The sequence below is a fragment of the Polaribacter sp. SA4-10 genome (genome assembly GCF_002163835.1).
Taxonomy (GTDB): domain Bacteria; phylum Bacteroidota; class Bacteroidia; order Flavobacteriales; family Flavobacteriaceae; genus Polaribacter.
The window spans coordinates 3,055,539-3,075,924 of sequence record NZ_CP019331.1 but is presented as its reverse complement, the minus strand read 5'-3'; the positions used below and the strand labels follow the sequence as shown (position 1 = coordinate 3,075,924).

At 31.9% G+C, this 20,386-nt stretch carries 15 protein-coding genes; 9 read left to right on the top strand and 6 right to left on the bottom strand.

Annotation, left to right across the window (positions count from 1 at the left end; genetic code table 11):
* Window positions 1-2: 2 nt before the first annotated feature.
* The gene (locus tag BTO04_RS13425) at window positions 3-1,991 is read right to left on the bottom strand and encodes a urocanate hydratase (RefSeq protein WP_087564985.1); all 1,989 of its coding nucleotides are present in this window, start codon (window positions 1,989-1,991) and stop codon (window positions 3-5) included.
* 134 nt (window positions 1,992-2,125) lie between these two features.
* Between BTO04_RS13425 and BTO04_RS13420 the strand changes: the two genes are divergently transcribed.
* Window positions 2,126-5,590 carry a methylmalonyl-CoA mutase family protein gene (locus BTO04_RS13420; protein ID WP_087564984.1) on the top strand — a complete coding sequence of 1,155 codons (3,465 nt, stop codon included), beginning with the start codon at window positions 2,126-2,128 and terminating at the stop codon, window positions 5,588-5,590.
* Window positions 5,591-6,018: 428 nt separating this feature from the next.
* Here the strand turns inward: BTO04_RS13420 and BTO04_RS13415 are convergent, their stop codons facing one another.
* Window positions 6,019-6,324 carry a hypothetical protein gene (locus BTO04_RS13415; protein WP_087564983.1) on the bottom strand — a complete coding sequence of 102 codons (306 nt, stop codon included), beginning with the start codon at window positions 6,322-6,324 and terminating at the stop codon, window positions 6,019-6,021.
* 295 nt (window positions 6,325-6,619) lie between these two features.
* Here BTO04_RS13415 and BTO04_RS13410 point away from each other — a divergent pair, with 295 nt between their 5' ends.
* Window positions 6,620-6,805 carry a hypothetical protein gene (locus BTO04_RS13410; RefSeq protein WP_087564982.1) on the top strand — a complete coding sequence of 62 codons (186 nt, stop codon included), beginning with the start codon at window positions 6,620-6,622 and terminating at the stop codon, window positions 6,803-6,805.
* Window positions 6,806-7,783: 978 nt separating this feature from the next.
* Here BTO04_RS13410 and BTO04_RS13400 read toward each other — a convergent pair.
* Together BTO04_RS13400 and BTO04_RS13395 are read right to left on the bottom strand one after the other, a co-directional pair.
* Complete coding sequence (locus tag BTO04_RS13400; protein ID WP_087564980.1) at window positions 7,784-8,128, bottom strand: hypothetical protein; 345 nt, start codon at window positions 8,126-8,128, stop codon at window positions 7,784-7,786.
* Window positions 8,129-8,357: 229 nt separating this feature from the next.
* Window positions 8,358-9,047, bottom strand: coding sequence for a hypothetical protein (locus BTO04_RS13395; RefSeq protein ID WP_232455907.1), 690 nt, complete (start codon window positions 9,045-9,047; stop codon window positions 8,358-8,360).
* A gap of 131 nt (window positions 9,048-9,178) precedes the next feature.
* Here BTO04_RS13395 and BTO04_RS13390 point away from each other — a divergent pair, with 131 nt between their 5' ends.
* The 6 genes from BTO04_RS13390 (at window position 9,179) to BTO04_RS13365 (ending at window position 15,268) form a co-directional block, all read left to right on the top strand.
* On the top strand, window positions 9,179-10,399 hold the full coding sequence (locus BTO04_RS13390; protein WP_087564979.1) for a sulfite oxidase: 1,221 nt from the start codon (window positions 9,179-9,181) through the stop codon (window positions 10,397-10,399).
* Window positions 10,399-10,872 carry a monoheme cytochrome C gene (locus BTO04_RS13385; protein WP_087564978.1) on the top strand — a complete coding sequence of 158 codons (474 nt, stop codon included), beginning with the start codon at window positions 10,399-10,401 and terminating at the stop codon, window positions 10,870-10,872. The genes BTO04_RS13390 and BTO04_RS13385 overlap by 1 nt, the downstream gene beginning before the upstream one ends.
* Before the next feature lie 12 nt (window positions 10,873-10,884).
* Window positions 10,885-11,760, top strand: a complete 876-nt coding sequence (locus tag BTO04_RS13380; RefSeq protein ID WP_087564977.1) for a sterol desaturase family protein — start codon at window positions 10,885-10,887, stop codon at window positions 11,758-11,760.
* 171 nt (window positions 11,761-11,931) lie between these two features.
* Complete coding sequence (locus BTO04_RS13375) at window positions 11,932-12,753, top strand: class I SAM-dependent methyltransferase (RefSeq protein WP_087564976.1); 822 nt, start codon at window positions 11,932-11,934, stop codon at window positions 12,751-12,753.
* Between the two features lie 42 nt (window positions 12,754-12,795).
* Complete coding sequence (locus BTO04_RS13370) at window positions 12,796-14,244, top strand: NAD(P)/FAD-dependent oxidoreductase (RefSeq protein ID WP_087564975.1); 1,449 nt, start codon at window positions 12,796-12,798, stop codon at window positions 14,242-14,244.
* Window positions 14,245-14,377: 133 nt separating this feature from the next.
* Window positions 14,378-15,268 (top strand): dienelactone hydrolase family protein, encoded by an 891-nt coding sequence (locus BTO04_RS13365; protein ID WP_087564974.1) that lies wholly within the window; start codon window positions 14,378-14,380, stop codon window positions 15,266-15,268.
* A 183-nt stretch (window positions 15,269-15,451) separates the two neighbouring features.
* Here the strand turns inward: BTO04_RS13365 and BTO04_RS13360 are convergent, their stop codons facing one another.
* Entirely contained in the window at window positions 15,452-17,416 is a 1,965-nt protein-coding gene (locus tag BTO04_RS13360; RefSeq protein WP_087564973.1) for a YgiQ family radical SAM protein, read from the bottom strand.
* Window positions 17,417-17,598: 182 nt separating this feature from the next.
* A complete protein-coding gene (locus BTO04_RS13355) occupies window positions 17,599-18,345 on the bottom strand; it encodes a DJ-1/PfpI family protein (protein ID WP_232455906.1) in 747 nt (248 codons plus the stop codon).
* 109 nt (window positions 18,346-18,454) lie between these two features.
* Between BTO04_RS13355 and BTO04_RS13350 the strand changes: the two genes are divergently transcribed.
* Window positions 18,455-20,368: a CocE/NonD family hydrolase gene (locus BTO04_RS13350; RefSeq protein ID WP_087564971.1), complete on the top strand. Its 1,914-nt coding sequence runs from the start codon at window positions 18,455-18,457 to the stop codon at window positions 20,366-20,368.
* The last annotated feature ends 18 nt before the right edge of the window (window positions 20,369-20,386 follow it).

Genomic DNA, 20,386 nt, shown 5'->3' with positions numbered 1-20,386 from the left:
ATTTAAATTATTGAATTAATTAAAGCATCATCAACTAAATTAGGAAGTGTTACTTGCAAGTTTTTCTCCGCTTTCATTGCTCTTTTAATAGCAAACATTGCTTCTTTATTTCTTGCCCAACTTCTCCTTGAAATTCCGTTGTTTACATCCCAGAAAAGCATTGATTCTAAACGTTTTGATGCTGCTTTAGAACCATCAAGAAGCATGCCAAACCCTCCGTTAATAACTTCTCCCCAACCAACGCCACCACCATTATGAATAGAAACCCAAGTTGCTCCTCTAAAACTATCTCCAATTACATTCTGAATTGCCATATCTGCTGTAAACTTAGAACCATCATAAATATTTGATGTTTCTCTGTAAGGTGAATCTGTACCTGAAACATCATGATGATCTCTACCCAAAACTACTAAACCAATTTCACCTTTTTTAATGGCTTTATTAAATGCTTTTGCAATTTTCATTCTTCCTTCTGCATCTGCATATAAAATTCTTGCTTGAGAACCAACAACCAATTTATTTTCTTGAGCGCCTTTTATCCATTGAATATTATCAGTCATTTGTTGCTGAATTTCTTTAGGTGAATGCTTTTTAATTTTCTCTAAAACTTCACAAGCAATTTTATCAGTTTTTGCTAAATCCTCAGGATTTCCAGAAGCACAAACCCATCTAAAAGGACCAAAACCATAATCAAAACACATGGGTCCCATTATGTCTTGTACGTAACTATTGTATTTAAAATCAATCTTATTTTCGGACATTATATCTGCTCCTGCTCTACTTGCTTCTAATAGAAAAGCATTTCCATAATCGAAAAAATAGGTTCCTTTTGCTGTATGTTTATTAATTGCAGAAGCATGTCTTCTTAGCGTTTTCTGAACTTTTTCTTTAAATAATTCCGGATTTTCAGCCATCATTATATTTGATTCTTCAAAAGAAATATCAGCGGGATAATACCCTCCCGCCCAAGGATTATGCAACGAGGTTTGGTCACTTCCTAAATCAATAAAGATATTTTCTGTATCAAACTTCTCCCAAACATCAACAATGTTTCCTAAATAAGCAATAGAAACAGTTTCTTTATGCTCTTTTGCTAATTTTACTCTAGCAGCTAATTTATCTAAATCAGTGATTTTTTCATCAATCCAACCTTGATCTAATCGAAGTTGTGTAATTTTAGGATTTACCTCAGAACATACAGTAATGCAACCTGCAATATTACCTGCTTTTGGTTGTGCTCCAGACATTCCTCCTAAACCAGAGGTTACAAATAAATTTCCTTTTGGTTCTTTTTTAATTTTTCTAAATCCGTTTAAAACTGTAATTGTTGTTCCATGAACAATTCCTTGCGGACCAATATACATGTAACTTCCTGCAGTCATTTGTCCATATTGAGAAACTCCTAAAGCATTCATTTTTTCCCAATCATCTGGCTTTGAGTAATTAGGAATTACCATTCCGTTTGTTACTACAACTCTTGGTGCATTTTTATTGGATGGAAATAACCCCATTGGATGCCCAGAATACATTGTTAACGTTTGCTTATTTGTCATTTCTGATAAATACTGCATTGTTAATAAATATTGTGCCCAATTCTGAAAAACGGCTCCATTTCCTCCATAAGTTATCAATTCATGTGGATGTTGCGCAACTGCATAATCCAAATTATTCTGAATCATTAACATAATAGATTTCGCTTGTTCAGATTTTCCAGGATATTCATTAATATCTCTTGCAAACATTTTGTAATCTGGACGAAAACGATACATATAAATTCGTCCATATTTTTCTAACTCTTCTGTAAATTCAGGCAATAAAACTTCATGATGTTTTTTATCGAAATAACGCAATGCATTTCTTAACGCTAACTTTTTTTCATCAGCAGATAAAATATCTTTTCGTTTTGGCGCATGATTTATTGATAAATCATAGGTAATTTTATTGGGTAAAATAGCTGGAATTCCTTGTTGAACTTGTTCTTTAAAAGTCATATCAAAAATTTAGAAAGTATTCGTCTTACAAATATATTTCTTTTGTGATAAGTATATTTATAAACCGATAAAGATTTGCATTTTTTTTTAAGATTTTCGTAAATTGCAAGCCTAAAATCAAACATTTATTACGAATGGAACAAATAAAAACTTACAAACCTAAATATAAAGTACGTATTGTAACTGCTGCTGCGCTGTTTGATGGCCATGATGCTGCTATAAATATTATGCGTAGAATTATACAATCTACAGGAGTTGAAGTCATTCATTTAGGTCATGACCGAAGCGTAGAAGAAGTGGTAAATTGTGCCATTCAAGAAGATGTAAATGCTATTGCAATTACTTCTTACCAAGGTGGTCATAATGAATACTTTAAATATATGTATGATTTATTGCAAGAAAAAGGTGCAACTCACATCAAAATTTTTGGTGGTGGTGGTGGTGTCATTCTTCCAGAAGAAATCAAAGAATTAATGGCGTATGGAATTACAAGAATTTATTCTCCTGATGATGGTCGTGCACTTGGTTTGCAGGGAATGATTAATGATTTAGTATCCATATCTGATTTTGCTCTTGGAGATAAACTAAACGTTTCTCTAGATGATTTATCAAAAAAAGAAATTGGAAGCATTGCAAGAGTCATTTCTTCTGCAGAAAATTTCCCTGAAGTAGCAAAAGAGACTTTAGAGAAGATTCATACTAAAAATAAAGATTCTAAAACGCCTGTTTTAGGAATTACAGGAACTGGTGGTGCAGGAAAATCTTCTTTAGTTGATGAATTAGTCCGTCGTTTTTTAATTGATTTTCCAGAAAAAACGATTGGTTTAATTTCTGTTGATCCATCAAAAAGAAAAACAGGTGGTGCACTCTTAGGAGATAGAATTCGTATGAATGCCATTAATAATCCTCGTGTTTATATGCGTTCTTTAGCAACGCGTCAATCTAATTTAGCATTGTCTAAGTATGTAAACGAAGCGGTACAAGTTTTAAAAGCTGCTGAATTTGACTTAATTATTTTAGAAACCTCAGGAATTGGCCAATCCGACACAGAAATTATAGAACATTCTGATACTTCTTTGTATGTAATGACTCCTGAATTTGGAGCCGCAACGCAATTAGAAAAGATTGACATGCTTGATTATGCTGATTTGGTTGCCATCAATAAATTTGATAAGAGAGGTGCTTTAGATGCTGTTAGAGATGTGAAAAAGCAATATATGCGTAACAATAATCTGTGGCATATTCATCAAGATGATTTACCTGTATATGGTACAATTGCATCTCAATTTAATGATCCAGGAATGAATACTTTGTATAAAAGTATTATGGATAAATTGGTTGAAAAAACAGGTATAGATTTAAAATCTACTATGGAAATTACAAAAGAAATGTCTGAAAAGATATTTGTAATTCCGCCTGCAAGAGTTCGTTATTTATCTGAAATTGCAGAAAGCAATAGAGGCTATGATCAAAAAGTTAATGAACAAGTTGTTGTTGCTCAAAAATTATATGGCGTTTATCAAACAATTTTATCGTTAACTGAAAACGAAAGCAATTCATCATTGCAAGAAACAAAGCCATCTCTCCTTATAAAATCAGGATTAAATTCTGATGAAATTTTCGCTCTCGAAATCCCTGAAGGTGACAAAGAGTTTTTAAAGTTGCTTTTTGCGCAATTTGAAAAAATAAAACTGAATTTAAACCCGTATAACTGGGAAGTTATTTTAAACTGGGAAGAAAAAGTTCAGAAATACAAAGACCCTATTTACACGTTTAAAGTTCGTGATAAAGAAATAAAGATAGAAACACACAGTGAGTCGCTGTCACACACACAAGTGCCTAAAATAAGTTTACCGAAGTATCAAGCTTGGGGAGATTTATTACGTTGGAATTTACAAGAAAACGTTCCTGGAGAATTTCCTTACACAGCAGGATTGTATCCCTTTAAAAGAACCGGTGAAGACCCAACCAGAATGTTTGCTGGTGAAGGTGGACCAGAAAGAACGAATCGCAGATTTCATTATGTAAGTTTAGGGATGGACGCAAAACGTCTTTCAACGGCTTTTGATTCTGTTACTTTATACGGAAATGACCCGGGACGCAGACCAGATGTTTATGGTAAAATTGGAAATGCAGGAGTTTCAATTTGCTGTTTAGATGATGCTAAAAAATTATATTCTGGGTTTGATTTAAGTCATCATATGACTTCGGTTTCTATGACCATAAACGGACCAGCACCTATGTTGTTAGGATTCTTTATGAATGCAGCCATCGATCAGAATTGTGAGAAATACATTACAGAAAACAAATTAGAGAAACAAGTTGAAGCAAAATTCAAGGAAATTTATGATGATAAAGGTTTAGAAAGACCTGTTTATCAAGGGGAATTACCTGAAGGAAATAATGGTTTAGGCTTGATGCTTTTAGGTTTAACTGGAGATATGATTTTACCTTCAGAAGTATATCAACAAATAAAAACAGCAACTTTAACTCAAGTTAGAGGAACTGTACAAGCAGATATTTTAAAAGAAGATCAAGCTCAAAATACCTGTATTTTTTCTACGGAATTTGCACTTCGTTTAATGGGTGATGTTCAAGAGTATTTTATTGAAAAACAAGTAAGAAATTTTTATTCGGTTTCTATTTCTGGATATCATATTGCTGAAGCTGGTGCTAACCCAATTACACAATTGGCATTAACATTGTCTAACGGTTTTACGTATGTTGAGTATTATTTAAGTCGTGGAATGGACATTAATAAATTTGGTCCAAACTTGTCTTTTTTCTTTTCAAACGGAATTGACGCAGAATATTCTGTAATTGGTAGAGTTGCTCGTAAAATTTGGGCAAAAGCGATGAAAAACAAGTACGGCGCAAACCCAAGGGCACAAATGTTAAAGTATCATATTCAGACTTCTGGACGCTCTTTACACGCGCAAGAAATTGACTTTAATGATATTAGAACTACGCTGCAAGCTTTATATGCGATTAACGATAACTGTAATTCTTTACATACAAATGCGTATGATGAAGCCATTACAACGCCAACGGAAGAATCTGTAAGAAGAGCCATGGCTATTCAGTTGATTATTAACAAAGAGTTAGGATTAACAAAAAATGAAAACCCGATACAAGGTGCTTTTATAATTGAAGAATTAACCGATTTAGTTGAAGAAGCAGTTTTATTAGAATTCGATAGAATTACGGAACGCGGTGGTGTTTTAGGCGCAATGGAAACCATGTATCAACGCTCTAAAATACAGGAAGAAAGCATGTATTATGAGACACTGAAACACAATGGAGAATTTCCTATTATTGGTGTCAATACTTTTTTAAGTTCTAAAGGATCGCCAACAGTTCAGCCAGAAGAAGTTATTCGCGCAACAGAAGAAGAAAAACAATATCAAATAAAAACCAAAGAGTTGCTGAATACCGCGAATCTTGAAAAGGTTGAAAAGCAGCTTGTAATTTTACAAGAAGCTGCTATTCAGAATGAAAATTTATTTGACAAATTAATGGAAGCAACCAAAGTCTGTTCTTTAGGGCAGATAACTGAAGCTTTGTTTAAAGTTGGTGGACAATATAGGAGGAATATGTAGCTTCAGAACTTATAAGTTATATATCTTAATTTCATCATATAAATAATATCCTTATCATACTTCACATTTCCGAAAATATGGTAAGGATATTAAATAAATTTATTTCGGATTATTCAAGTTGTTTTTCATAGCATTTATTTTATTGAATGCAATGCATCATCTAATGCACTAATATTTGTAAAAGCTACAAATATGCCTATTATTTTACCTACAGATTGAATCAGTAGTATAGTTGCGATTACACCCGTATTCTTTCTGTTCCTTTTTAATAAAAAAAATATTTAGTAAGCAACTTTTTTTTCTTTTTTCAAGACTTAAATCTTTTGTGAATTTGGGTATTATCTCTTTTGGGTGCAAAAGGTAGTAACCTAAAATGTTGATAACATATGTAATGAAGGCATTGTTGAGAGCTCCTTCTCAATGTTTCATTACTTACAATTTGATTGTTCTAGGTCTTTATTATACTGATATGAGTAAAGCTGTATTGCTTCAATAAATATCCTGATATTATCATCATAAGTTATCTCAAAAAATCCAGGTAAAAATATATCTGTTGTATTTATGTTTAATGAATCACCAATTATATAGCCATTGCTAATCGCTTCATCTAATATTAATTGGGAGTATTTTTGATGTATCCAATCACAATCTAATTGATTATTTTCAATTACTATATTATCACTGCATGATACAAGTAATAATAGACATGATACAAGTAATAATAGCTTCTTCATGTTTAATAATATGTTTCTATTTGTAGCTTAAAACAATGTTGCTTGAAAAAAAGGCAGATTTTAAAATGCCAATTTTTCCATTTAGAACTTAACTGTGTTTTATGTTAATACTTTTAGTATTACAAAATGTGTGTGTAAATTCTATAGAAATGTTTTCCACTATTATTTGCAATTTATTTTTAAACAAAAATAAATTTTATGATAGATATATAAAATGATTTTTGTCATATGGTTTGTATACGAGCGGGGAATTCTAAGTATAACTTCGGCGCTATTTAATAGTAATTTGTGACTATTGCAGAATTTAAAAACACCTTTCTATGAAGCTGTTAATAAACTTGATTTTATCAAAAAGGGAAGTGTTGGTTTTGATAATAGTTTTGACGATGAACCTTCAAGAAATTTTACCAATAATAGCAATCTAATTGAAGTCGATTCTTATGAATTAGGTGAAACAATACTATGGAAAAAAAAATTATAACCTGGACGATAAAGGAAATTTAATTCATTCCATTTATTATAATTTAGATGGAGTTTTAAGCGGAAAAACAATTTACAAACGTGATAAAAGAGGCAATATAATTGAAAGGGTTAGCCTCAGATCAATTATGTGTAGAGTAATTTATAAACTGGACGAGAAAGACAATAAACTTGAACCTGATATTTATAATTCAGATGGAACTTTAGAAAGAAAAAAGACCTTTAAATAGACCTTTGATAAAGAAAGTAATTGGGGTATACATATTGATTATAAGAACAATATTCCAACATCCGTCTTAGAACGAGAAATAGAGTATTACTAAACCAAATATTTATTTTTAACTAGTGTAAAATTTAATTAATACACAACCTTCACGTTAGTCTTTTACATTTGAAATAATATGTGAGTGATATCTTTTAACGTAAATACCTTTTCTAGATATTGTAATAATCATAAGGATAGTTTTAAGGTCTGTTATCTATACTTATGGTCTACTCCGGTAAATAAGTCAGCAAAAAATCCGTTACAAATAATATAAGTATTAGACATTTAGAAAACAGTATTTACTTGATGTAACTTTCAGATGGCGTAAAGGTATCTTCTCTTAAAATTACAACCTAAACCATAGGAATATTAATTTCTTTAATAAAGACATTCACTATCCCAAGATTAGGCAAAACTTCATTTTAAGTAACTGTAAAATATAAATTTTAAATTGAGTTTTCTTCATGCCTTCTAGTTTCTATAACTATACATAGAATAGCAATGCATTTGTAATGTGAAGATTAAAAAAACAGCACACCATAAGAGTTTTATTGGCAATAAATACGCGTGTTTTTCTTGTATTGACTAAAAAAAGTCATTACAAAGAAATGGGGGGAAGAAGTAAGCTCTTAAGACAAAAAGAATGCTTCATTCTTAGTAATGACGGAAAGATTAATGAAAACCATAAAAAAATGGCGTTCATATTCTGATGTTTCATAAAGAATAAGCTAACCATTTTTCTGGAATGGGCCCTAGGTCTAACTCTATTAATTCAGATTTTATTTTCTTTTTAAAACCTAAACGAGAAATTTTAGGCACAGATAAGTTAATGTTATTCTTTTTATTAATAAGCTCTAAAACTTCTTTGATAGATCTCTTTGCACATAAAACTAAGCTATTCATCATACTGTTTGATTCTTTTTCTAAATCGTATAAATCAACAAAATAGGAAGGGCTGTCATCTTTATAAATAACCCACTGTGTTTGTTTTTTTTGTCGTACTTCTATAATTTTTTTTGTCCCACTAAATGTTCTGTAAGTAGTTTCTATGAATATCATTTATTTAATTATTCTTTATTTGAAAACTGTTATTGTAAGTGTACAAGAATTTATAGATTGTTGTGGTTTTGTAATTAATAAAGAAGGAAACTTGGTTGGCGAAATTCAAGAGAGAGAAGATTTTAAGGTTTGTGGATAAACCTTTACTTCATCAACTCACATTACCTTAAAATAATTTAGAAAAAAGATTTAAGAAAACCCTTTTTCTAAATTAGAATAAATATAAAATTTAAGATTTCGCTTTTGGTAAATGAATTCCTTTCGATAATAATACAATACCCATTGTTAACAACCAAATAGCTTTAACATGGAATACAGGCTTGTAAATTTCATAATTATCTGGAATAGATATAATAATACCCATTGCTATAAAACCTAGCAACATTGTAAACCAACCTAACCAAGCACTAAACATTTTCCATTTAATAAAAGCATACCCTAACAGTATTAATCCAACACCAGAGAAAATACGTCCAAAACGTATAAAACAAGTAACATACTGGTTTGTAAATAAAATACTATCCATAAATTCAGTAATTTCAGCTGCAGTCATTCCGGCTGTTTGTCCAACACCCCAAGCACCAAAATTGTAAAAATAGGCGTTGGCAATAGCCAAAGTAAAAGTACCAACTACAATCATTCCTATACCAGAAAGCACAACTACTCGATAAGGTTTACCTGTAGTCATAGACATCAATGCAAACATTGAAATACCCATAGTAACCCAACCAAAAATATGAATACGATACATCCATATCCAGTACCAAACGTTCTCTCCTATTTTAGGGAAATCTGAAGCAACTATATATTCACCAATATGATGAGACGATAACGCCCAACCAAACCATAGCAAAACAGCTGCCAATATAAACGACCAACCAGTAAAACTAGTTTCATAATCTTTTTTCATTAAACTCATAAGTTAATATTTTAATAATTATGTAATATTAAAAAAATATTTTTTATTTTTATGTAACATAAGTTACACATAAAAAAAGTTAATAGCTGTAAATTGTTCAACAATTTATATACACTTATAATTTTATTATTTTGAAAAGAAGGAACTTTATAAAAAACTCAGTATTGAGTTCATTTACCGCACTTATAGGAACAGAGCTTGTTTTTGGTTCTAAAATGCTTGACGGTTATACTCCTTTAGCATTACAAGATCCAGATCCTTTTAAAATGTTCAACAAGAACAAAGGAATGGTTGTATTAAATGACAAGCCTTGGAATATTGAAGCGCAAGCTCATTTGCTGGATGATAAAATTACACCCAACGCATCAATGTTTATTAGAAACAATGGTAAGACTCCTGAAGAAATTAACCCAAAGGAATGGAAACTTATTATTGATGGAGAAGCTGTTACCAATAAAAAAACATATTCACTTGCTGATTTAAAATCAAAATTTAAACACCATACGTATCAATTAACACTAGAATGTGGAGGGAATGGTAGAAGTGAATTTGATCCACCAGCAAAAGGAAATCAATGGACTATTGGTGCTGTACATTGTGCATCTTGGACTGGTGTTCGTTTAAAAGATGTACTAGAAGATGCAGGTATAAAAAGTGATGCTGTATATATTGGATACCATTCAGCAGATACTCATTTAAGTGGAGATCCTAGTAAAGAACCTATTTCTAGAGGTTGTCCAATGCCAAAAGCATTGCAAGACGAAACTATTTTAGCTTTTCAAATGAATGGCAAAGATATTCCGCTAATTCATGGATATCCTTTACGCTTAGTTGCAGGTGGTTGGCCAGCATCAGTTTCTGGAAAATGGGTAAATAGAATAAGTATTCGAAATAAAATTCATGATGGTACAAAAATGACTGGAACGGCTTATCGCATTCCATGTAATCCTGTTGCTCCAGGTGAAAAAGTAAAAGATGAAGACATGTGCATTATAGAATCGATGCCAGTAAAATCATTAATTACATATCCTAAAACAGGAGCTACCATTAACGAAGGAAAAGCGCTAAAGATTAGAGGTCATGCATGGGCTGGAGAATTAGAGGTTAAAAAAATGGAATATTCTATAGATTTTGGCGCTACATGGACTACTTGTTCTGTAGAAAATCCTATAAATCGTTTAGCGTGGCAGCATTTTTCTGCTTCAATAAATTTTCCTAAATCAGGATATTATGAAGTTTGGGCAAGAGCTACAGATACAAATAATGTTGCACAACCAATGCTATTACCTGGCTGGAATCCTAAAGGATATTTAAATAATGCATGTCATAGAATTGCTGTAAAAGTTATCTAATGATTGAGGATAAAGAGTTTCAAAAAAAAATTAAAAAAGCAGAAAGAAAAGCTTATTTAGCGCTATTTTTTTCATTAATAGCTTCTGTTTTACTAATTTTGACTGTATACGACCCCACATTATCAATTTTTGAGACTAAAAAAACGGCTATTATTTATAGTGATATAATTGAAGATGAAGATAAAATAGAAAACGGTGTACATATAAGAACAGGCTTACTAGATGCAGAAGGCTTAATGACCGTTGTTAACAATTGCACGAATTGTCATTCAGCAAAATTAGTAACACAAAATAGAATGAATGCTGAGCGCTGGAATGAAACAATTAAATGGATGCAAAAAACGCAAAACCTATGGGATTTAGGAGGTAATCAAGAAGTTATCGTAAACTATTTAGTTGCAAATTACCCACCTATAGCAAAAGGAAGGCGCATGATTTTAAAAGATATTGATTGGTATAAATTAGAGAATTAAAAATTAAAGAAAATGGAAAATTATTTAGATGCATTTAAAAATGCTTTTTTTGGAACAGTAGATTGGACATGGAAATCTATAATTTTTGAAGTGCCTTGGTACACAAATTATTTTTGGGGCCTTATTGTTATTTCTCTTTTTGTTTGGGGTTTAGAAATCGCTTTCCCTTGGAGAAAGAATCAGTCTATTTTTAGGCGTGATTTTTGGTTGGATGCCTTTTATATGTTTTTCAATTTTTTCATTTTCTCAATTGTAATTAGTGGGGTTTATGAAATTTTAGGTTTGTTATTTGGTGAATTTAATGTCACAGCAAAAAGTTTAGCTATTATAGATATTTCACATTGGGCTCCTTGGTTACAATTACTTGTTTTCTTCATCGTTCTTGATTTTGTACAATGGTTTACACATGTATTATTGCATAAATATTCTTTCTTGTGGAAATTTCATAAAGTACATCACAGTGTGAAAGAAATGGGCTTTGCTGCACATCTAAGATACCATTGGATGGAAAACATCTTTTACAAACCTCTAAAAACTTTTGGAGTTATGATTCTTGGTGGTTTTGAGCCTGAACAAGCCTATATTGTTCACTTTATTTCCATTACTATCGGTCACTTTAATCATGCCAATATTAAAATTACTTGGGGAATATTTAAATATGTAATAAATAACCCTGTAATGCATTTATATCATCATGCATATGTATTACCAGAAGGAAAATATGGTATGAATTATGGAATTAGCTTAAGTCTTTGGGATTATATTTTTAAAACAGATTACGTACCAGAAGATAGCGGAACTATAGAAATTGGTTTTAAAGGCGATGATAAATTCCCAACTGATTTTATACATCAAAACCTCTATGGGTTTAAAAAAGGTCAGAAATAAATAAAAACTGACACATAATTTTTATTGTTTGGTTTTAAGAAATGAACGTTTAGTATATCTTTTGGGATTTACTAAACGTTCATTTCTTTACAATCCTTTTTTTCACTCTAGCAAAAGCAGGAATCTATTTTCACTTTTATTTAAGTACTTTTATCTTTTTAAATACTTAAAGTGAAAAACAAACAACTTATCAGTAAAGAATTAGACAATTTTTACAACAAAGCTTCAGAAGAAACTAGACTTGAAAAAGGAATGGGGATTTTTGAGTTTGAACGTATTAAAGAATTGATAGAACAACATCTTTCTAAACCAAATAGCACAATTATTGATGTTGGTGGAGGAACAGGAAAATATTCTGAATGGCTTTCTAACAAAGGACATCACGTTCATTTAATAGAACCTGTTTTAAAGCATATTAAATTGGCTGAAAAAAGAGCAAAAAAACTAAAAAAACCTTTTTCTGTGGCTATTGGTGAAGCTACAAAATTACCTTATAAAAATGATGCTGCCGACTTGGTGATTTTACACGGGCCTTTATATCATTTACAAAAAAGAGAAGATAGAGTTGCTGCCATTATTGAGGCAAAAAGAGTACTTAAAAAAGGCGGAATTATTTTAGGCTTTGCAATTAACGCAACGGCTTCTACTGTAGTTGGTTTAATGAATGGAATGATTCACGCAGACTCCTTCTTTAACATGTGTAAGGAAGAACTTACTACAGGAATTCATGATGCACCAAAGGATTTTCCTTTTTTACTAGCGGATGCTTTTTATCATAAACCAGAAGGATTAAAATCTGAATTTCTAGAGCAAAACCTCAACTTTATAAATCTTTTTGCTGTTGAAGGAATGATTTGGTTAGACAACGAATATTTTGCAAACATGTTAGATAAAAAGAAATCTAAAACGTTAAAAGCGTTGCAAAACCTCACACAAAACGATGAATATTTATTACCATTTAGTCCTCATATGATGATTGCTGTTAAGAAATAGTTTCGTTTTTTTCTGAGCAAAAAAACAATAAAGAAAAGGTAGGTGGAAAAGGTAGAGAATAAAAATTGGGTTATTTGCCAAAGCTGTAAAGGCAACGGTAAAAGAAAAAAGAGCATTCGAAAGAAAACGCGCCTCAACTACCAAGTTGCATTAGAGTACTATGAAAAAACAAATTGCGACGGAACAGTTCCTGTTCGTCCTAAGGGACAAATGTATACCTGCTTAAACTGTAAAGGAGCTGGTTTAGTTGGCGCTGCAAACCATCTTTTACCTGATAAAGAAAACTACCCACACATTGCTATTATTGGTGGCGGAATTGGAGGAACAGCACTTGCTGTTGCTTGTTTACATCGTGGAATTCCGTTTACGCTGTATGAACGAGATAGTGGCTTTGAGGCTCGATCTCAAGGTTACGGACTCACTTTACAACAAGCAAGTAAAGCACTCAATGGATTTGGGATCCTCTCCTTGAAAGAAGGAGTAACTTCAACCAGACACGTAGTTCATACTACTGATGGAAAAATAATTGGAGAATGGGGAATCAGAAAATGGGGAAGATCAGATTTAAAAGCATCACCAAAACGAAAAAATGTACACATTGCAAGACAGTCTTTACGCTTCGCTTTGTTAGAACAACTCAGTGGAGATAACACTGTAAAATGGGGACATCAATTATTAGGTTTTAAAGAATCTGAAGAAGGTGTAACGTTAAATTTTGAGGTAGATAAACAAATAAAAAGCACAAAAGCAGATCTTGTAGTTGGAGCAGATGGCGTTAGAAGTACAGTAAGAAAACTCCTAATAGGCGAAGACATTACCCCTTTACGTTACTTAGGTTGTATTGTTATTTTAGGAATTTGTCCTTTGAAGAATTTAAAAGATATTGAAAGTTCTTTGTTAGATTCTGCTACCGTATTTCAAACTGCAAATGGAAATGAACGCATCTACATGATGCCTTATGACTCAGATACTGTAATGTGGCAACTTAGCTTTCCTTTATCAGAAAAAGAAGCAAAGGAATTGAGCGCTAAAGGAGCAAAAGCGTTAAAAGAAGAAGCGTATAGAAGAACTCAGTGGCACGATCCTATTCCACAAATTTTAGAAGCAACTCTAGAAGCTCAAATTTCTGGTTATCCTGTGTATGATAGAAAGTTATTAGCACCTGAATTATTAGAAAAAGGAACTAAAATTACACTAATAGGAGATGCAGCCCACCCAATGAGTCCGTTTAAAGGACAAGGTGCTAATCAAGCACTACTAGACGCGTTATCATTAGCTAGAGGAATATTAAAAGGGTGTAAACCTTTATCTCAATGGAGAGAAACAGGAATACGAAAAAGTGCATTATCTGAGTTTGAATCTGAAATGTTAGCACGAAGTGCATCTAAAGTGAAAGATTCTGCAGAAGCTGCTCAGTTATTACATTCCGAAATTGTACTTCATGAAGGTGATGGTCCGAGAGGAAAACATAGAAAGAAAAAAGAGATATAATATTGCGTTTTTAATCACCATATTGTGATTGCTGTAAATAAATCAATTCAAAATCTTAACATTTTATATTATCCTTTTTTTATTAAATTAGCTAATGAGTAATTAGTTAACAACAATTTTAAAACTTGGTATTATGAAAAAACTGACAAAAGAAGACATTAGTCAAGAAGTATTTGATTTGTATGATGATTATGCACACAACAAAATGGATAGAAAAGAATTTCTTCAAAAACTATCTTTATTTGCAGTTGGAACAATAACATTACCCGCTTTGTTAAGTTTTATTTCTCCCAATTATATTGATACTATTTTGGTTCAATCTGATGATCCACGATTAAAATCTGAAATGATAACATATAATTCACCTAAAGGTGGAGGTGCTATAAAAGGGCTGTTTTCAATTCCAAAAGATAACAAAGATAAATTACCAGGAATTATTGTAGTTCATGAAAACAGAGGCTTAAATCCGTATATTGAAGATGTTGGCAGAAGAGCTGCTTTAGAAGGTTTTGTAACTTTAGCACCCGATGCACTTTCTCCTTTAGGCGGTTATCCAGGAAATGATGATGAAGGAAGAGCAATGCAGAAAAAAAGAGATAGAAATGAAATGTTAGAAGATTTTATTGCTGCCTATGAATTTTTGAAAAACCATAAAGATTGTAACGGAGAAGTAGGTGTTGTTGGGTTTTGTTTTGGTGGATGGATTTCGAATATGATGGCCGTAAAAGTACCTGATTTAAAAGCTGCTGTTCCTTATTATGGAAGACAACCTTCTGATGAGGATGCTAAAAAGGTAAAAGCCCCTTTATTATTACAATATGCAGCATTAGACAAAAGAGTAAATGCGGGTTGGCCTGCTTTTGAAAAAGTTTTGAAAGAAAATAATATTCAACATCAAGCGCATTTTTATCCAAATGTAAATCATGGTTTTCATAATAATACCACTCCGCGTTTTGACAAGGAAGCTGCAAGTTTATCTTGGGAAAGAACCATTGCTTTTTTTAATAAGTACTTGAAGGGATAGAGAAAGATAAATAGTAATGACCTTTTAGTTCTTGATAATAATTGCTCTTAAGAAGTAGTAAACTCTAAAAAACGGAAAAAATAATATCAGAAGGAGATGAGAAAATGAGTTGAATTCAAAAAAAAAGCCATCGTTTTACAACGATGACTATCTTTTCTTAAAGTTTTTAGTATTAACCTAAAGCTACCTTCTCCTTTTAGGAGCTCTACTTACTTTCTTTTTACGTTTATTAAAAGGAACCGGAACTGCATCATCAAAAGTATTCTTTACTTCTTTCGCATTTTTGTTCTTTTTCCAAGAATTATTTTCTGGCAATAATTTTTGCAATAAATCTTGTCTCCCAACTTTATTTAGCGTGTTTTTAATCCAATCTTTATTTTCCTTTTTATACCAAAAGAAAAATTTATGCTGGTCTTCACGCTCCTTTTTAGTTTTCGGAGTTCTGGTTGGTTTTAAAGTATAAGGATGAAAACCAGAGTAATAAATTACCGTAGCCACCGTCATAGGTGTTGGTGTAAAACCTTGTACTTGCTCTAACTGAAAGCCCATATCTTTTGTTTCTGCAGCTAAGTTTGCCATATCTTCTACCTCACTTGCTGGGTGACTAGAAATAAAATACGGAATCAACTGAAGATTCAATTTTTTCTTAATATTTATCTTATCAAAACGCTCTTTAAACATATGGAAATATTTAAAAGACGGTTTACGCATCAACTTTAAAACAGGATCAGAAGTATGTTCTGGTGCCACTTTTAATCGTCCAGAAACATGCTTTGTCATTACCTCTTCTGTATACGCATCTAATTCTTTTGGATCTGCATTTTTATTGAATTCAGGCACTAACATATCATGTCTAATTCCACTTCCAATAAAAGATTTTTTAATCTTCGGATGTTTATCAACTGCTTGATATAATTCCGTTAAAGGTTTGTGAGAAGTATCTAAATTAGAACATATCACAGGCGAAATACAACTTGGTGCAACACATTTATCACAGATAGATTGTACTTTTCCTTTCATCTGATACATATTTGCCGAAGGTCCACCAATATCAGATAAATAGCCTTTAAAATCTGGCATATTTGCCACTTTATCTATTTCTTTTAAAACAGATTCTTGACTTCTACTCGCAATAAATTTTCCTTGGTGTGCAGAAATTGTACAAAAACTACAACCACCAAAACATCCTCTGTGAATGTTGATAGAAAATTTTATCATTTCAAACGCAGGTATTGGTCCACGTTTGTCGTATTTTGGGTGTGGTAAACGTGTAAAAGGCAAATCGAAAGAACCATCAATTTCCTTTTCTGTCATGGTAGGAAAAGGCGGATTAATCACCAACGTTTTTCCTTCAACATCTTGTAGAATTCTTCTTGCTTTTAGCTTATTAGACTCTTGCTCTATCACTTTAAAGTTAGATGCAAATGTTTTTTTATCTTTTAAACAAGCGTCATGAGAATTGATTGTTACATCTTCCCAGTCATTTACAACTGGTAATTTTTCAACCTTTTGATCAATAAAAACAGCTGTTTGCTTAATGTTTTTTAAACTAGAAAACGGAACCCCTTTTTGCATTAATTCTACAATTTCACGCAAAGGTTGTTCTCCCATTCCATACACCAACATATCTGCTTTAGAAGTTTCTAAAATAGTTGGCAGTAATTTATCAGACCAATAATCATAATGAGTTACACGTCTTAAAGAAGCTTCAATTCCTCCAATTAAAACAGGAACATCAGGAAACTTTTCTTTTAATATTTTTGAATATACGGAAGTTGCATAATCGGGTCTAAAACCTTTATCTCCATTTGGTGTATATGCATCTTTATCTCTACTCTTTTTACTCGCCGTATAATTACTCACCATTGGATCCATACATCCACCAGTGGCTCCAAAAAATAAACGAGGTTTTCCTAATTTTTCAAAATCTTGAAGATTATCGTTTACACTTGGTTGTGGCACAATTGCCACGCGCAAACCATAACTCTCTAAAATACGACCAATTACAGCCGGTCCAAAAGACGGATGATCTACATAAGCGTCTCCACTAAACAAAATTACGTCTAGCTCTTCCCAACCACGAATTTTAACTTCTTTGTTTGTAGTTGGTAACCAGTCTGTTAGTTGATGTCTTTTTGTGCCTTCCATATTTTGCAAAAATACAAGAATTTTAATTGATTAAAATACTTATTACAAGCTATTTCCTGATTTTTGCTATATCTTTTTATTTGTAATTGTGAAGTTTACATTTTTGTAAACTGTGGCTACCTCATCATTAAAAACAGATTGCTCCGTAAACTCTGAATGACAGTGCTAAGAAATAACACTATTTACTCAACAATTAAATGCGGAACTGTATCAACATTCCAATCAATAACCAAACCTCCAGCTAAAGATTTTGCCACCTCTTTTCCATATAAAAACTCACATAAATACAAAGCTGCCTCAAAAGACTTTGCACCACCAGCAGAAGTAATATATTTTCCATCATGTACAAATAATACCTTTTTTCTGATGTCTAAATCAGGAAACATTATTCTCATTTTATCAATATCACTTGGAAAAGCAGTAGCCACTTTGTCTTTTAATAATCCCGCCTTTGCTAAAACAAAAGCGCCATCGCAATGCGAAGTAATATACGTTGCCTCTTTGGCTACTTTTTGCACAAAGTCAATCATAGCGCTATCTTCTAAATCAGAATCTAAATGATGTTCTGCAGAAGGAATTACAAAAATATCAATTTTAGGTAACGCGTCTTTCAGGTAATTATAATCTGGCAAAATCCGCATTCCTTCAAAAGTAGTAATTGGTTTATCTGTATTTGCAACTGTAATAACATTCATTGCTTTAATGTTATTTCTAAAAATAGTGTGCTGAAAAATATCATAAGGTGCAGTTAATTCTGTATTGAAAGTTCCATCCATAATTAAAAAAGCAACATTATACCTGTCTTTTTCTAACTTTGGAAACGTTTTTAATTGCTGAATATCTTTCGAGACTTTATCTTTCTTTACTAAATCGTTAGACTGACAACCAAGTAGGGTAATCATTAATAATGATAAAAATGTAATCTTCATTGTATCGGTTTTAATCCATTATAAAAGTATTAAAATCATTTTAACAAAAGAATGTTTACCAACTGTTTTTTGTTTCGTAGTTTTATCGGAAACTAATCAACTTTTTACCATGAAAAAATTTGTCCTTTTAATCCTTTTCAGTCTTTTTCTTTTTACGGCTTGTAATTCTGTAAAAGAAGAGATAAAAGATACCTATGTAATTGATAATTACACAAAACAAGAAGTTGATATTGTCATGAGAGATGGTACGAAACTGCATACCACCATTTATTCTCCAAACGATAAAAACAAAACGTATCCTATTTTAATGCAAAGAACTCCTTATAGTTCTAAACCTTATGGAGAAGGAAAAATGAAAACCAAAATTGGCCCGAATATTCACTTAATGAAAGAGGGAAATATTGTGGTATATCAAGATGTACGTGGACGTTGGATGAGTGAAGGTGTGTATGATAATATGCGTGCCTACATCCCTAATAAAAAAGAAAAGGAGTCTGATGAAGTTTCTGACACCTATGACACCATAGATTGGTTGGTTAAAAATGTAGAAAACAATAATGGAAATGTTGGAACTTGGGGAATTTCGTATCCTGGTCATTACGCAACAGTTTCTTCTATTGAAGCACACCCTGCTTTAAAAGCAGCTTCTCCACAAGCGTGTATTGGTGATTTTTTCTTTGATGACTTCCATCATAATGGCGCATTTTTATTAAGCTATTTTAGAGCAATTTCTTTATTCGGAACCTATAAAGACACACCAACAGATTCTGCCTGGTATTCTTTTCCGAAGATGAATACGCAAGATCAATATCAATTTTTCTTAGATAAAGGTCCTTTAAAAAACTTGACCGAATATTTTCAATATGATAAATTAGATGTAAAAACGACTGAAAATAAAGATAGAATTGATGACTTTTTCTGGAAAGAAATAGTTGAACATCCTAATTATGATTCTGTATGGAAAAGTAAAGGAATTATACAACATTTAGATAAAGTACCTGCTACTGTTGCAACAATGGTTGTTGGTGGTTTCTTTGATGCAGAAGATTTATATGGTCCCTTAGAAACGTATAAAGCCATTGAAAAACATGGAAAAGAGAATTACAACACATTGGTTTTTGGCCCTTGGGATCATGGAAAATGGGCAAGTTCTGGAGTTAGAAATACGGTAGGAAATTATTATTTTGGAGATTCTATTTCTTTAAAATTTCAGAAAGAAGTAGAAACAAAATTCTTTAATCATTTCTTAAAAGGAAAAGGCGATAAAAATTCAGGTTTACCTGAAGCCTATGTTTTTGATTCCGGAAAAAAAGAATGGAAATCATATGATGCTTGGCCACCAAAGAATGTTGTAAAAGAAGATTGGTTTTTGAATTCTAACCAAGAATTAAAAAAGACTCATAATGGAAAATTTACACAAAAAGTAAATTTTATAAGTGATATAAAACGTCCTGTTCCCTATTCTGAAGATATTAAAACTGTTTTTACTCCAAGAAAATACATGACAGATGACCAACGTTTTGCTGCAAGAAGACCCGATGTTTTGGTTTTTGAAACCGACGTTTTAACCCAAGAATTTACGTTAGCTGGGGATATTTTAGCAAAATTAAAAGTAGCAACAACAGGTACAGCTGCAGATTGGATTGTAAAAGTGATTGATGTTCATCCTTCTGATGCAGAAGAAAATAACGACAAATTACAAGATCATTTAAAAATGAGCAATTATCATTTAATGGTAAGAAGTGAAGTTTTACGTGGACGTTTTAGAAATAGTTTTGAATTCCCAGAACCATTTACTGCAAACAAGAAAACGGATGTAAATATAAAGTTACAGGATGTTTTTCACACCTTTAAAAAAGGACATAAAGTGCAAATTCAAATTCAAAGTACTTGGTTTCCTTTAATCGACTTAAATCCGCAAACGTATGTAGACAATATTTACAAAGCCGATGAGAAAGATTTCAAAACACAGACACATACCGTTTTTACAGATTCTAGTATTGAGTTTTCTGTATTAAAATAAATTTTATTTAATAATTCA

What these genes read in the sequence shown, in the direction of transcription:
- BTO04_RS13415 (WP_087564983.1), bottom strand. Translation starts at nt 6,324, where the DNA reads ATGAAGAAGCTATTATTACTTGTATCATGTCTATTATTACTTGTATCA.
- BTO04_RS13380 (WP_087564977.1), top strand. Translation starts at nt 10,885, where the DNA reads ATGGAAAATTATTTAGATGCATTTAAAAATGCTTTTTTTGGAACAGTA.
- BTO04_RS13355 (WP_232455906.1), bottom strand. Translation starts at nt 18,345, where the DNA reads ATGAAGATTACATTTTTATCATTATTAATGATTACCCTACTTGGTTGT.
- BTO04_RS13400 (WP_087564980.1), bottom strand. Translation starts at nt 8,128, where the DNA reads ATGATATTCATAGAAACTACTTACAGAACATTTAGTGGGACAAAAAAA.
- BTO04_RS13425 (WP_087564985.1), bottom strand. Translation starts at nt 1,991, where the DNA reads ATGACTTTTAAAGAACAAGTTCAACAAGGAATTCCAGCTATTTTACCC.
- BTO04_RS13360 (WP_087564973.1), bottom strand. Translation starts at nt 17,416, where the DNA reads ATGGAAGGCACAAAAAGACATCAACTAACAGACTGGTTACCAACTACA.
- BTO04_RS13350 (WP_087564971.1), top strand. Translation starts at nt 18,455, where the DNA reads ATGAAAAAATTTGTCCTTTTAATCCTTTTCAGTCTTTTTCTTTTTACG.
- BTO04_RS13365 (WP_087564974.1), top strand. Translation starts at nt 14,378, where the DNA reads ATGAAAAAACTGACAAAAGAAGACATTAGTCAAGAAGTATTTGATTTG.
- BTO04_RS13385 (WP_087564978.1), top strand. Translation starts at nt 10,399, where the DNA reads ATGATTGAGGATAAAGAGTTTCAAAAAAAAATTAAAAAAGCAGAAAGA.
- BTO04_RS13420 (WP_087564984.1), top strand. Translation starts at nt 2,126, where the DNA reads ATGGAACAAATAAAAACTTACAAACCTAAATATAAAGTACGTATTGTA.
- BTO04_RS13395 (WP_232455907.1), bottom strand. Translation starts at nt 9,047, where the DNA reads ATGAGTTTAATGAAAAAAGATTATGAAACTAGTTTTACTGGTTGGTCG.